This is a genomic window from Deinococcus multiflagellatus (genome assembly GCF_020166415.1).
In the GTDB taxonomy this organism is placed as follows: Bacteria; Deinococcota; Deinococci; order Deinococcales; family Deinococcaceae; genus Deinococcus; species Deinococcus multiflagellatus.
The window spans coordinates 54,814-69,945 of sequence record NZ_JAIQXV010000012.1; the positions used below are offsets into that span (position 1 = coordinate 54,814).

Consider the following 15,132-nt stretch of genomic DNA (forward strand, 5'->3'; position numbering starts at 1 on the left):
ACCCTTCCCGCACTGCGCTCGCCCTGATTTCACTTGGAGGAAGTGCCATGGCACAGGCCGCCACCCAACCCACCCCGGCCCCCAGCTCGACACCCGCCTACATTGGCCCCAACATCACCCGGCAGTACTACAGCCAGGACCTGATGACCAAATACGGGGCCCTGGACATGACCCAGGACAGCCTGTGGACACTGGAATTCCCCAGTGCCGTGACCGACATCTACTACACCCGGGACGACATGATCAGCGCGAAGATCGTGGGCAACACCGTCGTCATTGCCGCGCTGGCCAAAACTGGCACGCTGCCTATTGCCGTCATGCTCGAAGGTGGGCGCAAGCAGTTTTTCAAGGCGACCTTCAAGGCCGATGCCCCCACAGTCAAGCTCATCCGGATTATTGACCGCGATCTGCCGGCCAAGGCTGCGCCCACCAGCGAAGAAGAACCGGAACGCCCGGTGGACCTGGCGAGCCCGACGTCGGTCGCGCCAGCGGCGCCTGAGGGCGTCACCCCGCCCGAACCCCGTCCACCTCTGGCGGTCAGCCCCCTCGTGGAGCGCCGCCTGGCTGTGCAAGAGGCGCCGGCACCTGAACCCGCAGTGCTGGCCGCTCAGCCGCCGCTGACGACGCCGGTTGAAGCTCAGGTCGCGGCTGCGCCACGGGCCGACGCCCCCATGGTAGCCCTGGCCGCCGAGCCGGTTGCCGCGCCGCCCCTTACCGCCAGTGCGCCCGTCGTGACCGAGCCCGCACCGGCGGCTGCGACACCTGCCCCTGCTGTGGCTGCCCCCGCTGCCGTGGCGGCAGTGCCTGCGCCAGCGGCCCCTGTTGCCCCCCGTGTAGAGGCTCCGCGCCCAGCCGCCGCCACGCCCCGGCCAGCGCCCATGCCGGTCGCCACGCCGCCCGTTTCCGCGCCGGCGCCAGCAGCCCGGCAGACCCAGGCGCCGGCACCGCTGCTGGCCCTGAAAGCGGCCCCCTCGCCCAAAGCGCCCACTCAGGCTCAGGCCACCCCCTCTACCCCTGTGGCCGCGCCGCCCCCTCAGCCGGCCCCCGTGCCCCAGCCCGTCACGGAGCGCGCGGCGCCGCCTGTGGCCCCTGCACCTGTCGCCACGTCGTCAGCGCCCGTCTCGGCGCCGGTGGCTCAGCCGCCGGCCACACTTCCAGACGCTGTGCCCGCTTCACTGGGTCGGCACGCGGCGCCCAGCCCTGCACCTGTACTGATGGCCACCCCAGCGCCGACCCTGACCACCCCCCTGTTCTCAGCTGCGCCCACGCCAGTGGCGGCCAAGGCCCTGAGTGCGCAGTTCGTGACCCAATTCGACGGTCAGGCCTTCGTGCTGTATTACCGCGTCACCAACAACAGCGCGGCGCCCTACACGCTGTCTGAAGAGCAGCTCCACGTCACCATCACCAACGTGCGCGTACAGAGCGATGGCTCGCGCATTTTGACCATCGCCCCGGGCCAGACGGTCTACGGCACTGTCCAGCTGAGTGACGCGCGGCTGAAGTCGTACAGCGCGGTCACTGTCGCCTGGGCCGCGTTTCAAACGTCGACGGGCGATCAGGCCATGCTCAAGAGCATGATCAGCGTGTCCAAGACCGCCACCCCGCAGTGGGAACTGGCCAAGACCGCCGCCGTGCATACCCTGACACGCACACCGATGGTGGCCAAGTCCTGGTTGCCGCCGGCCGCCTGGGGCCTGGGCCAGGGCAGCCGCAATGATCACGAGGACGTAAGTTTCAGGGTCAAGAACGCCCTGGAATGACCCTCCCCCTGACCACGCTCTCCGCCGCCCGGCCCGTGACACGCGCTGTCACGCCCGCCGAGGCGGCGGTTCTTGCCGCCGTGCACGTCGCCCGGGCGGTGTACGCCGGGCACCTGACGGATCTTGCGTCTGTCCGCTCACTGCTGGCCCTGGGCGCCCTGCACTGCCGGGACACCCGCGTGGGCCAGGTGGTGACCCTGTCGCCCACTGGCTACGTGTTGGTGGGGCAATCCGAGCACCGGCGCACGAGCACCAGCGTGGCCACCAACCTGGTCTATCACCGGGCGGCGCTGCAGCTGGCGGCCGCGCGGCACTGGACTGTCACCGTCACCCACTCCGCACTCTGGAGTGAGGTCACAGACGGCGAGCGCGTGTGGTGGCTGCTGACCAACGCCAGTTCAGGCGGACCAACCCCGGCCACCCTCAAAACAAAACTGGCCGCGCTGAACGCGGCGCGGCACCGAGGGGGGCTGATTGTGGTGTGTCTCCCTGAGGCTCAGGTCAGGTATACCCGGGTGCGGTCACCCGCCGTGACCATCTGGCCGTTTCAGCCCGACTGGAACTGACCCTGCGAGCTGCCGGGCGCGGGCGGTGTTGCGGCTGATCGCCCGCGCTTCTCGCGCGGCCGCGCGTCCCCGTACCTGCCCGGCGGCGGCCTGTGCCCGCTCCTGCACGTCGTGCCACCACGGCACATAGAGAAAAGTGACGTTTGGATACCGGGCCGCCCAGCGGCTGACGCGCAGCGCACTGGTCATCCCCCAGTACACCTGCGCGCCGTCGGCAGTGAAGGCCTGCAGCTTGGCGTGCATCCGGGCCACATCGTAGTGGCCCGAATCAAATTCCAGCCGGGCCCCGTTCCACTCGCCGTCGGGCGTGCCGCCCACGTGCACCGCGTGGGCCACCGACTGCCAGTGCGGCCCAGGTTCGACGCCGAGTGCCAGGCGCAATTCGGCCAGTCCGGCCAGGTGCATCAGCTGCGTGCCGCTGAGCAGGTGCAGTGTGGTGGGGCGCAGCGCGTGGAAGGTCACGGTGCGCTCGCTGCGAAAGCTGTCGGTCACCCGAACGGTTTCGCGTAAACCGGGAAACAGGTCCGCACTGACGCCCAGCCGCTCCAGCTGACCGCTGCACAGCACCTGGTCGGTGGTCAGGGCCGCCACCCCGCGCCAGTGCTGGGCCGGTCGGCTGAGCGCAGGCGCAGAGGCGGTCACTGCCCGCGCACCGCAATGGCCACGGGGGCGCCAGCATCCACGACGGTGATTTCGATGGTCGTGACCGTGGGGGCGGCGGGGGTCAGCGCCCCAGCCACCGCGCCGCCCACGGTGACCCAGAAATTGGGCTTGGGTGAGCTGGTGACCACGGTGCCGGCCGTGACCGTGGTGGATCCGCGCGCCGACTGTTCCGCGAACGTTTTGAGGCCGGCTGCCACCGCCTGCAGCAGCTGGGCTGCGGCCGCAGGACTCTCCCGGCGTGTATTCGCTGGCAGCCCTGGCAGGCGCGCGGCGTCGGTGCCGACCGCGTCGCCCTGCACGGGATAGACCACGTCACCCTTCAGCACCCGGTCAAAGGTGATCGCCACCCGGCCGGGCGCCAGCAGGGTCGCCGTGCCGCGCCAACGGCTGCCGTCTTCGCCCTGGACGTAGACGATCTGGCCTGCGCCGTTGCCACTTCCGCTTTGTGGTGTCAAGGCCAGGCCAGTCATGAGGGTGCCGCTCACGACGTCTCCCATGCGGTAAGGCGATGCGGGCGCAGACGGTGCGGGCGTGGTCGCTGCAGCCTGGGCCGTCACGCCCGCTGCGGCCGACATGCCTCTGACCCCGCTGGAGGTGGCCGCCGCGCTTTCGGGAGCGGGTGGGGCCGTCACGTGACCCAGGCCACTCCCGCCGCGTGTGGACGCGGGCGCGCCACCAGACACCACGGCCAGCGCCGCCGCGCTGCGCGGCGCAGCGGGGGGAGGTGCGGCACCGGCAACCTGCACCAGGGTGCCTCTGGTCGGGGCCGGTGCCGCCGCCTGAGCGGGCGCCGCTTGACTGACGAGGGTGGGGGCCGCCCTTGCCGCTGGCGCCGGGGCCGGGGTAGAAACCGCCTTGAGTCCGCCTGCAGCACCAGCTGCTGGGGCCGGGGGGGCCGCCGCCGGGGCTGGGGTGGCCACCGTCAGCAGGGTGGGCGGCGTCCTGGGTTCGACGCGCACGGGTTGCCCCTCAGTGGCTGTCGGCGCGCGCTGGCCCGTGGCCGGCTGCCCTGTCAGCGCCTGTAAGACGGCCAGGTCGGCTGCCGTGGGCTGCGGCGTGCGGTCCACCTGGACAGGCCGCGCGGAGACGGGCAGGGGCGTGGGCGCCGCAATAAACGCCTCTGGGGCGCTGGTCGGCTCCGGGCTCAGATCGGCATCCGTGGGCACAGGGGGGAGGGGGGTTTCCGTGGTGTTCAAGGACGTCGGCGAGGTGGGCGCTCCCGAAGACGCGCCGCTGGACAGGGGCCGCCCATTGGCGTCGACCGCCAGGCCTGTCGAACCGGGCGGTGAAGGAGCAGGGGTGATGCTCTCCGCCGGTGTGGGCGTGCCCCCGTTCCCTGGTGTGGTGGGCGAGGTACCGCCCTCCGCATTCCCGGGCTGATTTCCGGTTTCCGTTCCGTCTGGGGGAAGAGGCGGTTCACCCAGGTTCGCTGTGGTGGCCTCCTTGGCCGTGTCGGTTTCAGGCACGGGCGCGAGCAGAATCCCGGCGATCACGCCCAGGAACACCACGCCCCCAATGATTTTGAAGGCCAGAGGATTGAATTGAGGCCGCCCCTTATGGTTGGTCGTTTTGACCGCGCTGCTCGCTTTTCGTGCCAGCAGGTTCTTGCGGTCCCCGCGAGTCGCCGCCTGTTGAAATTTGGCCCGCGCCTGATCTCCCAGTTCGTCGGTCACGGCGGCGGCCAACTGCCGGGCCAGGTCTGGGTGGGACGCGCCCAGCTGCGCCAGAACCGTCTCGAACGCCGGGTCGTCGGGACTGGACGGCACCTCCACGTTGTACTTCTGTAATTCGGGTTCCAGGGCCTCCAGACGGCCCGTGTCGAAAATGCGGCCGCTGCGGGGCGGTGCGTCGACGGCTGTAGGTGTGGTCGCAGTCATACGCCTGAGTGTTCAGGGGCGCTGGTGCGCCGCGCTGCCCCCCCCGCACCCCCCCACCCTTCACATTTGGAATTGCCGACCAGCGCCCCCCCACCCTCAGGTCGGAGGAACTTCAATGATTCACACCCTGATCCTGGCACGGCACAAACTCACGCCTTATCTCCCCTGGCTGATCCTGTTCGCAGGTGTTCTGCTCCTGATGCTGGGCAGCGACGCGCTGGCCAGCGGCGCACCCGGCGGCGCACCGCCCAAGGGCGGCTTTCTGAACAGCGTGCTGGATCCACAGGCGGGAACGGTCTGTTCAGAAGTGAAAAGTCTGACCAGTTCCCGCTGGTTGGCGGTCTTTCTCCTGATCGGTGCGGCGATCGCGATTGCCAACATCTACCGCAAGCAGCGTGACGGCTGGACCAACCTGGGCTGGGTCATCGTGGCTGCGGCGGTCCTGGGCTCGGTCTGGCAGGCTCTGGCGGTCTTCGGCATCACCTGCTGATGTCGTCCAACTTCCTACCCGTTCCGAAATTCAAAGGCTCGATCGCCAAGATGGGCCTGGACAGCCGCGAAGATTTCATGACCACCCTGGTCGTTGCGGGCGCGCTGTATTTTCTCCTCAAGTCCCTGATTCCTCATCCCTTGGCGCCCCTCATCGCAATGGCCATCGCTGGTCTGGTGTGGAAGTTCGTCATCGTCGATCTGGTCCGCGCCTATCGCAAGCGGTATCCACCGAAATACCCCATGCACTGGTTGCGCTCCCGGGTGATTCTGGCCCCCATCCTTCACCCCCGGCCTGACCCTCAGCCCTTGCCGCTTTCGGTCCGAGACCAAAATCCCTAACCCCTCCGTGCCCCTCGGCGATTGCCGGGGGCGCACTGGTCAGGAGCCCACCGTGCCAACCCTGTCGAGAACCCCCAAGCCGGCCAGCAACCCGAAAACGTCAGACACAGCCAACAAAGCAGTTGCCCCGCGCGTTGAGCCAGCCCACTGCGACATGTGCGTGATGGCTGACGGCTCGGTTGAATTTGGCCTGACAGTGTTCCTTCCCCACGCTCAGCAGCGCTGAGCGTGGTCTCGCTCCTCTCCCTTGCCCAAGGAGGTCTCCATGTTCAATTTGGTCAAATCACGTTCTCCCAAATCCGAACGACACGGACCTGAGCCGCGGTCCAGTGTCAGCGCGGCCCGCGCATTTAGTGCCAAAGGTGCCAACCTCACAAGGGAGCTGACCTATCTGGGGCTGCGCAAAGGCATCTGCTTCAACCGGGATGGCTCGGTCGAATTTGGCGTGCGCCTGTTTCCCCTGTCGCCCGGCCGCGTGGCGTTCGATGACCGGGTGGGCTACCGGCAAAGGCTGCACCGGGCCATCATCGGCACGCTGCCCACCGGCAGCCGCATTCGCACCTACACCGTCAGTTCACAAGCTGGCCCAGACAGCGTCCAGCGCTTTTTAACGCATGGTGGACACACAGAGAACGTGCTCCTGCGGCAACTGTGCCTCAGCCGCGACGAGCGCATTGAGACGTTGCAGCGCCGGGACATGCTCAGTGACGTCCGCACCTTCTTGACCGTCTCTATTCCTGGCCTCCCCAAAGTGAAGAACGCGCCGTACCTCGACAGTGTCATGAAAGACCTTATTCCTGACATCCTGGATCTGCGCCAGGACCTCAGCCATCAGATTTACAGCGCCGGCATCTACAACATTGAGCTGCAAACGGCGGGCGTCTTCCGCGAGATATACGGCTACTTCAACAAGAGTATCGCTCCTGCGGGCATGCCCACCTACAGCAGTGTGTTGGACCAGCGCCGCTTGGAGGACCTGGACGACCACACCCTTTTTAGCAACTCGATTCGGGAACAGGTGGCGTGCACGTCACTGGACCACAGCAACGACGGGTACCTCGTCATGGATAACCGGTTTATCACCACGGTCAGTATGTGGAAGGCCGGTGAGGGCACAGATCCAGGGATCACGGAAAAGGTGCTCACGGCCCTGGCTGGCCGGGATTACGTGCTGATGAACGAATTCCTGATCGAAGACCCCGCCGATCAACGGGCCAAGATCAATGAGCAGCTGGACACCATGACCTACGAAGCCGAGGCCCTGGGCGCCGGGCGCGAAACCACCCAGCGCATCGCGTCGGGTCAGGATGTGCTCAGCCAGCTGGAATCCGGTGAGGTGACGGGACGCTGGGCCAGCGCGCTGATTCTTTCGGCGGAAGATCCGAAGGCGCTGCACCGCCTCAAGCTGGATGCGGTCGGGGTTTACCGGCAGCTCGAAGGCATCACCCCCATCGTGGGGGACGCCCAGAACCTGGATATCTTTCTCGACTGCGCCCCGTTTAACGGCGCCCAGCATCCCTATCACTCCAAGGCGTACGGCAGCAACGCGATTGACTTTATTCCGCTGGTGGGGTCCTGGAGCGGCAAGATGCGTCCACTGCTGACCCTCCGCAACGCGTTTGGTGGCCTCACTGGCATCAATCCAACCGAAGGGGTCAGCAAATATGGGGTCATTGTGGTGGCCGGGCCAGGAGCAGGTAAAACGCACCTGGTGCACACCGTGCTGAGCGCGGCCGCCGCCGTTGACAATGCCCGCACCATCACCATTGACATGAAGGATGGGTACATTCCGCTGTATGAGCTGCTGGGCGGCTCGGATGGAAAAGCCAGCACCATCTTGGAATTTGGCCCTGGCGCGACGACGTCAGACGGCCGGCCTTTGTGCGTCAACCTGTTTGATCTGCCCCCTGAACACGCCCAGCCTCAGCCAGACAAGTTTGCGACCATCCTGCAGGTTCTTCGCCTCCTGAAGATTGTGACCAATCCGACCCGTGAGACATTGGCCCGAAACGCGGTAGAGCAGTTTTACTCGTTTTACAGCGAGCCGATTCCGGTGGCGCTTCAGGAGGATTACCTCAAGGCCTACGAAGACGAGCGCCAGCTGCTGGCGGAGCTTCACATGCCTGAACTGCGCGAGGCACCAACCACCCGCTACACCAACGAAGGCACCTTGAGCGACTTCCACCGCATCCTGCGCAACATGAACCAGCTCAAAACGGAAGGCATTCGGCCGGAGGTCAAGCAGGAGCAACTGGCGATGGCCATGGAATTGGAGCCCTATCTCAATGCGCCAGGGGGCCTGACCACAGACATCGGCCGCTTTTTGGATGGTCAGACCAACGCCACGTTGACGGCAGATCACACCTACATCCGGGCCGGCCGGATGGACAGCGACCCCATCATCAAAAGCATCGGTCTCCTGTTGATCAACGAGTTGATCTGGAACACGGCCCGGAACAATCCGGACGGCCGCTGGACCTATGTGAACAACGAGGAAGTGGGCGCGCTGTGCATGATGGAAGGCGGCAGGGACCAGGTGCGCCGTCAGTACAAGCTGGGCCGAGAATTCGGCCTGGTGCCGATTGCGGTGACGCAGGAGCCAGCTGACATTGAGGCCCTCTCTGGCCTGAGCAACGGCGCGAGCACCTTTTTGTTCGGTGAACTCAGCGCAGATGAAATTGAGAAAACAGTTCGCGCGTTCAACCTTACCCCTGCAGTCGCCGAGCAGATTCGCAATCTGGGCGGCAAATTGGGCGTCTACCGCGAGTTCGTTGCTGTCAATGCCGGGGAAAACTCCCAGATTGACGCGATTCGGGGCGCCCTCTACACCTCTGAACTCGAAATGATGCTGTTCAGCTCACACAAAGACGACAAGGCGCGGCGTGACCAGATGCGCCGCCAACTCGGCAACGGTTCTCACCTGGAGGCCAGCCTCGCCATGCTGGACAAAGGAGCTTAACGTGACTGCACTTCGCTTTCGGCCCGCCCCCGCAGCCCTGCTGAGCACCGCCCTCCTCATCGGGGCCCCCCCCGCCCAGGCCGTCACCCTGGACGAGATTGCCGACAACCTGGAGCAGTTCGGGTCGGGCGGCCCCATGTCCTTTTTCCCCGCCCTCAGTGGCAGCCTGGCCCTGCTGAACAGCGCTTCGTCATTCCTGAGCATGATTCCGGGCCTCGGCACGCTCGTCAGCGGCCTCAACAGCGTGATGAACCTGATCAACGACATCCAGATCTCGTTCGGTCCCATCATGCAGACCAGCAAGAACATTGCCCAGTACGTGAGAATGACGGCAGAAGGCAAAAAGACCATTGACAGCCTGCTCTCGGCACGTGACCTGAACGACGCTGCGGCCCTGCTGAATAACTTCACGCAGCTGGCCGGTTCAACCATGCCCCCCATCACGGGCAGCACGTTGAAGTCGAATCTGAGCGCCGTGACCGACCAGACCATGCGGGAGCTGGACGCCGAAATCCGCAAGACCCAGGCCGCCTATGAGCGCACCACGGATCAGGCCCTGCGCGCCGCGATTCGCCAGCGCCTGAACATGCTGGTGGCCAACCGCCGCAGTGCCAACCACACGACCAACGGCATCCGGGCCATGCAGAACAACCAGAAGGTCAGTACCCGCAGCATGGGCATCCCCGGCCAGCAGGCGCAGGTCAGTGCAGGCATGATGTCGGCCGCTGCCGGCGCGACCAGCGCCACAGCCACAGGAAAACTCACGGTCGCCGCCGTCACGGAGCAGACCAGCGCCGTGACCAACAGCCTGGCGAACCTGAGCCAGCAGTTCACGGAGATGGCCGGCCTGCAGGTGGCCACCAATGACAGCCTGGACCAGATGGTGCAGGGCCAGGTGGCCAGCAGCGCCGCTGAGGCGGCGGCGGCCGCCATTGCTGATCAGGAAGAGCAGCGCCAGATTCAGAGCAACTACAGCCGGGGGATGAATGACGCGGACGTGGCCAAGGCCGTCATTGATCAGAACCTGGACGCCTCATCGGTCAAATCGTTTGACGCTGCGGACGTGCTGTTCAGATGAACGTTCTTCGGCGCCTTTTTCTTGTGCTGTGCGCCCTGGCCACTCTTTCGGGGGTGGCCGTTGCCGCGCCGGGGACGACCGCCGCACCAGCGTGCAGCGCCCTGGATATTCCTGACACCGGCCACAGCATCAACATGACCTCGTTCATTCCGGACGCGGGGTGCTGGTATGTCACCACTATCAACCTGCTGGCCGACAGCGGTGCCTTCGAGATGACCCTGAGCGTGGCCAGGTACCTGGTCGTCATCCTGTTCGGAATCTTCGCGGTCTCTGCCTACATGGATAAACAAGCTCGGGCGCGGGCTATTCCCGTCACCATCGCCACCATCGCGGTGTACAGCGTGCTGACCTCGGGCGCAGGGTCGCAAAGTCTGACTGGCTACGTCCGGGTCATGATGCTCAATGGCTGGCCTGAGATTTACAGCACCAGTGCGGCGTATGGGCAAAAGATGCTGGCTGGCAATGGACCAAACAGTCTGGGGACCTACGTCAAGGATTTGGCCGAAGAGATGGCCAAAATGACCTACAACACGTCCGTGTTCGAGCGGGTCCGCACCCAGATGAACACGGAGCTGGCGGCTGGAAATTTTGGGGGTGATCAGGCCGCCATTCGCGCCCGGGTCAGAGAGATTATGGCGGCGGACCAGGCCAAGGCCGACACCGAAATGAAGCAACTCAGCCTCTGGACGACCATCGGGTCTTTCATGGTCATGGGGCTCTTCGCAGTCTTTGCGGCCCTCATCTATTCGACCGCGCTCGGACTCATCTTAACAGCCGTGATGTTGCCCATTTCCATGGCATTTATTGCTGTGATGCAGTGGGGCTATTTCACCAAAGCCATGATCACGTTTCTCTCCGCGCTGCTTGTGACGGCACTGGTGAGTGTCATGACGGTTGGCGTCATGAGAATCGCTGTCGGCAATTCCGCCACACAGATGACCGTCATGCTCCAGCAGAGCAATCAGCAGATCGAACAGTCCCTGGTGAAGTACGCCACCGAATGGAAGCAGTGCGAATTCTGGGAAGGGGGCTGCAACATCAACAACCTTCGCCTGGAGATGGGTGTGGCGTGGGAAGAAGCCCGCAGCGTCGTGGTGACCCTGGGCATGACGCTCCTCGCGGCCAGTGTGTCAGTGGGGATCGCCATGAACCAGTTGCGGCGCGTGCCCGCACTGATCAGCGGCGCCATCGGCGTAAGCGGTGGTGGGGAATCCTCCGGTACAGGCACAAACCCGATGCGGGGTCTGGCCGAAGCGGCGGGCGTCACGGCCCTGGCCAAAACCGTGCAGGCACGGGCCGTGTCCTCGGCGGCTGACCGCCTGGGCCTGGGCAAATCATCTGGAAGCCAGGGCCAACCGGGTGGCAAATCAGCTGGGGCGCCTGGCTCCCCCACAGCTCCAGGCGACCCCAAGTCGTCCGCTGGGGGCTCAGGCGCAGCTGCAGGACCAGCCGCCGCTGCCGGTGGTCCTGCCCGCCCACCCGAGGCAGAGGGGGCGGCGTACGGACGGTCGCACACGCAGGGCCAGGGCCCGAGTCAACCGACGACCAGCGCGCGGATTGCGAGCACGTTGGCCAGTACGCCAGCAGGCCGCCTCGCTGCTGCCCAGCACCTCACCGCCGCCGCTGGCCGCGCCACGGGCCGCGCGGCGCAAACCGTGGCCAACGTCACGGGTGACCGCGCCCTGCTTGACCGCGTGGGTGGGATGGCCAGTGCCGGCGCGGCCAACACCCAAGCGGCCATGACGGCGGCGCGTACCGGTCTCGGCCATTCGGCCAGTGCGGCGCGCGATCTTGTGCAGAATGCCCAAACCCAGGGCCTCCCCCAAGCGGTGAGCAATGCCGTGATGAGCAGTGCCCCAGCCACCAACGTGCAGCTGGGCCTGCAGGCCAGGACTCAGCGACTGGCAGCGGCGGCCAAGCAACCGACAGCCGCTGGGCAGACGTTCGCCGCCGCTGCGGCCCATGTGGCGCCCACTGCTCCAGGGGCCGTGCCACAGGCACCGAGCGCTGCTGCGGGAGCCGCCACTGGACCTGTGCCCAGCGGCAAGGGGGCCAGTGTGCCCCCGCCCACGCCGACCCCCGCCGCCCCGGCCCCAACCCTGAACCGCAGCTATTCGTCCGGTCCCACGTCGCGCTCGACCTCCACCACGCCGACCGTGCGAAGCGGCCAGTTCCGCCAGGCGGTTCAGGTCGGCCAGGAGCCCCGGCCCAGCGGTCTGAAGGACTTCAAGTCTGGCGTGTCCGCCAACCTGAAGCCGGCGCAGCCGTCGGAAGCGCCGGGTAAGAGCGCGCAGCCCATGACGGTGGACGCGGCCCGCAGTGAAGCCACAACAGCCGAGTTGCCCCAGGAAGAGACGACGTGACCCAGCCGACAGAAGCCCTCAAGCCCGTCATGCCCCGCCGCAACGGCGATACCCTCAGCATGCTGCTGATCGGCGCGATCATCTTCGGAGGCTACGTGGCCTACCGGGCTGCCGAGGCCGCCGCGCAGCTGCTGCAATACCTCCGGCACATTCACTTCGCGGAGCGGTTTGGCCTGGACGCCACCTTGGTGGGCACCGCAGCGATGAGGTGTTGGAGCGACGCGCCGTGTCAAGCCTGGTTGAAAGGGGCCTTCTTTCAGCTGTTCTCGCCGTGGCAGCTCCTGATTCTGCTGCTGATCCCGCTGCCGGCCGTCCTGATGGCGTTCCGGCCCAAAGCAGACAAATACGCCCACCGGCCCCCCGGCAGCGCCCGGTGGGCCACGATGAACGACGTGCCGCAATTGGCACCTGAAGCCGACCAGGCAGCCAGCGGCAACCCCCACGCCGGTTATCTCGGCAATCTGGTGCAGGACGACCCGGCCAAGCCCTACGCCCAACTGTTTCCGCTCCTGTGCCCGCTCGACGAGTGGTGCCAGAACGTGCTCGTGCAAGGGGGCGTCGGCTCCGGCAAGACGACGAGTGTCTTTCAGAACTACGGCATGTCGGCGGCGCACCTGGGGCACACCGTCATTGCGGTGGATACGAAGTGGCCTCAGCGTGACAGCGGGCTGCGGGAACTGATCGGGTACTGGCACGCGATGGGCCGGGATGTGGTGCTGTTCGCGCCGTTTGAACCCAACAGCGTCAAGCTGGACGTGACAGGTGATCTGGCGACGTTTGACGCGGCGCTGCGCTACAGCGACACCGTCATGCCGCCCCCTGAATTCCGCGATGAACCTGGGCAGCATTACAAGCAACTGGAACGCCGGGTGCTGGCCGCGCTGGGACAGGCGAACAGCCGGACCGGCGGCACCCAGGGCGACCTGCTCAACCGGGCCATGGACCCGCCCCGCGAGATCACCGACTGGATTGCCAGCCTGCAAGATCCCATGCTGAACAAGATCATCAACAGCGCCACGAGCCGTGGCGAGAAGGATTTTGCGGACAGCATGACCGGGATCATCACCGCTCTGCGGGTGTTTTTCAATGAACACGTGGCCCGCGCCACCACGCCTGGACAGCCCCACGAGACGATTGATCTGGAGGCCTGTTTCCGGCGGCCCACGCTGATCTACGTGGCGCTGAACCAGGAAGACATGCTGGACGGTAGCGGCACTATCCTGCTGCGCCTGTTCATGCGCCGCGTCATTGAAGCGATCTTCCGGGTGGCCCGCAGCACACCGACCGGCAAACTCCCGCACCCCACCACGTTTGCCATGGATGAGCAGCCCAGTTACGGCCGGCTGAATTACCTGATGCGGATTTCAGCCACCATGCGCTCGTACAACATGGCCATCATGTTCGGCCTGCAGAGCTCGGCGCAAGGCAAGCTGGTGTATGGGGCCGACTACTGGGCGGCCATCAGTGAAAACGTCATTACCCGGCGCATCGCCTTTCCGCGTGGCCTGACCGGCGAGGATGCCAAGGACATCAGCGCGCGCCTCGGCATGACCACCAACCTTGGCCTGAGCATCAATGTGAGTGAGGGCCGCAACGGCGAGGATGACCGGTACTCGGCCGGTTCCCGCCTGGAGCGGCAGCCGCTGCTGGCCCCGGAAGAATTCAGCACCTTCAAGATCGGAGAAGCCGTGATTATCAGCTCGCAACACCCCCCGATTCGCTCCATCTTCACCCCCATCGCCTACGCAGAGGTCAAGCATCCTCGCGTGAAGCCCGGGACACCCAACTGGCTGCATGAGGTGTTCTACAAAGACATGGCCGCGCGGCTCCCCGAGGGCGTGAGCCTGAGCGGCTATACCGACCAGCTGATTGCCCGTGGCACCTTTCACCGCCTGCCCCCTCACCTGCAGATGAAGGGGGAAGAGCTGGCGCCGGGACTGACGCGCGGCGCCGGCGCCGCCGCAGTTCAGCAGCAATTCAGCTCCTGGCTGGGCCACTGCATGGCCGAACAGGTGGATATCGCCCTGGTGCACAACGGCGTGCGGCCCGAACCCATTATTCAAATCGGTCTGGACAGCCTGGAAGAGCACCGTGAGCTGGCGCAGGGGGCGCCATTCTATGAGGCCGCCGGGCTGCTGCGGCGTGTTGATGCCAGCCGGGGTCTCCAATTGACGCGGGAAGCGCGGGGCCAGCTCGCCCCTGAAGTGATTGATCAGCTGCATGAAGCGGCGGACCTGACGCCCGTACAGCGCTACCTGCGCACCCGTGGCGCGTTCATCGAGGGGCACCCGGCCAGAGACGCCGTGCCGGAGGCAGCCAGGGAAGATCCCGTCGGCATCTTGCGAGAAAGCCAGGGCCTGCTGCTGGTCCAGAGCACCCAGCTGAACGTCATGTGGCCCAAACGGCGCCCGTCTTTCCCGAAAGAGCGTGTGGGCACCAAGCACTACAGCGTGATTCCGTACCGCGACGCGGCAGCCCTGCGCGCAGTGGTGCAGGGCAATGAGCCAGCGCTCCAGCCCGCCCCTCCGTCCGAGGCGCCCCTCTTCCCGGCGGCTGGCTCGTGAAGCGGCTGGCTCTCTTCGTCCTGCTTTCTGGGCATGCAGGTGCCAGTGCGCCGGCAGACCTGATTCAGGCGGCGCAGGTGCAGGTGGTGGCCTTTTTGCCCCAGGTGCAGAGCTACGACGTCAGTGAGGCGCTGCGGCAGGTGGCGCTTCGGGGCCGCCGGGTCACACTGATCACAACGGTGCAGGCGGTGCAGGACCCGAAAAGCTATCTGTTGCGGCTGGCGCATGTGCCAGGTGTCGTCACGCATCTGGTCAAGACCACCGGTGCGCCGTTCGTGGTGGTCGACGGCCGGGCGGCCCTGTCCGGCCCAGGACTGGCCCAGCAGGGGGCCACCACACGCAGCGTGCGTCCCGAGCTGCTGAATCAGTGGGCCGCACAGATCATGCAGCGCAGGCCCACGGCGCCCGTCGACCTGGTGAAATTGCGGTATCTCAAAGCCCCGTAGAAGAGCGAGAATCAGAAGTGGCCCT

At 65.9% G+C, this 15,132-nt stretch carries 11 protein-coding genes; 9 read left to right on the top strand and 2 right to left on the bottom strand.

Annotated features, from left to right (window positions below):
• The first annotated feature begins 47 nt into the window (after positions 1 to 47).
• Positions 48 to 1,760, top strand: coding sequence for a hypothetical protein (locus K7W41_RS14255; protein WP_224609817.1), 1,713 nt, complete (start codon positions 48 to 50; stop codon positions 1,758 to 1,760).
• Positions 1,757 to 2,326: a hypothetical protein gene (locus K7W41_RS14260; RefSeq protein WP_224609819.1), complete on the top strand. Its 570-nt coding sequence runs from the start codon at positions 1,757 to 1,759 to the stop codon at positions 2,324 to 2,326. Before K7W41_RS14255 ends, K7W41_RS14260 begins: the two co-directional genes overlap by 4 nt.
• Here the strand turns inward: K7W41_RS14260 and K7W41_RS14265 are convergent.
• Positions 2,282 to 2,968, bottom strand: coding sequence for a hypothetical protein (locus K7W41_RS14265; protein ID WP_224609821.1), 687 nt, complete (start codon positions 2,966 to 2,968; stop codon positions 2,282 to 2,284). The two genes, K7W41_RS14260 and K7W41_RS14265, sit on opposite strands and share 45 nt — an antisense overlap.
• Positions 2,965 to 4,866: a hypothetical protein gene (locus K7W41_RS14270; RefSeq protein ID WP_224609822.1), complete on the bottom strand. Its 1,902-nt coding sequence runs from the start codon at positions 4,864 to 4,866 to the stop codon at positions 2,965 to 2,967. Before K7W41_RS14270 ends, K7W41_RS14265 begins: the two co-directional genes overlap by 4 nt.
• Positions 4,867 to 4,981: 115 nt before the next feature.
• On the opposite strand from K7W41_RS14270, the gene K7W41_RS14275 reads away from it, so the two are divergent.
• From K7W41_RS14275 to K7W41_RS14305, 7 genes are all read left to right on the top strand, one after another.
• Entirely contained in the window at positions 4,982 to 5,356 is a 375-nt protein-coding gene (locus K7W41_RS14275; RefSeq protein WP_224609824.1) for a hypothetical protein, read from the top strand.
• Complete coding sequence (locus tag K7W41_RS14280; RefSeq protein WP_224609826.1) at positions 5,356 to 5,697, top strand: hypothetical protein; 342 nt, start codon at positions 5,356 to 5,358, stop codon at positions 5,695 to 5,697. The genes K7W41_RS14275 and K7W41_RS14280 overlap by 1 nt, the downstream gene beginning before the upstream one ends.
• Before the next feature lie 265 nt (positions 5,698 to 5,962).
• Entirely contained in the window at positions 5,963 to 8,656 is a 2,694-nt protein-coding gene (locus tag K7W41_RS14285; protein WP_224609828.1) for a VirB4 family type IV secretion system protein, read from the top strand.
• Position 8,657: 1 nt separating this feature from the next.
• Entirely contained in the window at positions 8,658 to 9,734 is a 1,077-nt protein-coding gene (locus tag K7W41_RS14290; RefSeq protein WP_224609830.1) for a hypothetical protein, read from the top strand.
• Positions 9,731 to 12,097 carry a hypothetical protein gene (locus K7W41_RS14295; RefSeq protein WP_224609832.1) on the top strand — a complete coding sequence of 789 codons (2,367 nt, stop codon included), beginning with the start codon at positions 9,731 to 9,733 and terminating at the stop codon, positions 12,095 to 12,097. The genes K7W41_RS14290 and K7W41_RS14295 overlap by 4 nt, the downstream gene beginning before the upstream one ends.
• Positions 12,094 to 14,661 carry a type IV secretory system conjugative DNA transfer family protein gene (locus K7W41_RS14300; RefSeq protein WP_224609833.1) on the top strand — a complete coding sequence of 856 codons (2,568 nt, stop codon included), beginning with the start codon at positions 12,094 to 12,096 and terminating at the stop codon, positions 14,659 to 14,661. Before K7W41_RS14295 ends, K7W41_RS14300 begins: the two co-directional genes overlap by 4 nt.
• Positions 14,658 to 15,107 (top strand): phospholipase D-like domain-containing protein, encoded by a 450-nt coding sequence (locus tag K7W41_RS14305; protein ID WP_224609834.1) that lies wholly within the window; start codon positions 14,658 to 14,660, stop codon positions 15,105 to 15,107. The genes K7W41_RS14300 and K7W41_RS14305 overlap by 4 nt, the downstream gene beginning before the upstream one ends.
• Positions 15,108 to 15,132 lie beyond the last annotated feature (25 nt).

Excerpts from the sequence above, each read along its gene's own strand:
- K7W41_RS14285 (WP_224609828.1), top strand. The coding sequence starts at position 5,963 with ATGTTCAATTTGGTCAAATCACGTTCTCCCAAATCCGAACGACACGGA.
- K7W41_RS14260 (WP_224609819.1), top strand. The coding sequence starts at position 1,757 with ATGACCCTCCCCCTGACCACGCTCTCCGCCGCCCGGCCCGTGACACGC.
- K7W41_RS14295 (WP_224609832.1), top strand. The coding sequence starts at position 9,731 with ATGAACGTTCTTCGGCGCCTTTTTCTTGTGCTGTGCGCCCTGGCCACT.
- K7W41_RS14280 (WP_224609826.1), top strand. The coding sequence starts at position 5,356 with ATGTCGTCCAACTTCCTACCCGTTCCGAAATTCAAAGGCTCGATCGCC.
- K7W41_RS14255 (WP_224609817.1), top strand. The coding sequence starts at position 48 with ATGGCACAGGCCGCCACCCAACCCACCCCGGCCCCCAGCTCGACACCC.
- K7W41_RS14270 (WP_224609822.1), bottom strand. The coding sequence starts at position 4,866 with ATGACTGCGACCACACCTACAGCCGTCGACGCACCGCCCCGCAGCGGC.
- K7W41_RS14275 (WP_224609824.1), top strand. The coding sequence starts at position 4,982 with ATGATTCACACCCTGATCCTGGCACGGCACAAACTCACGCCTTATCTC.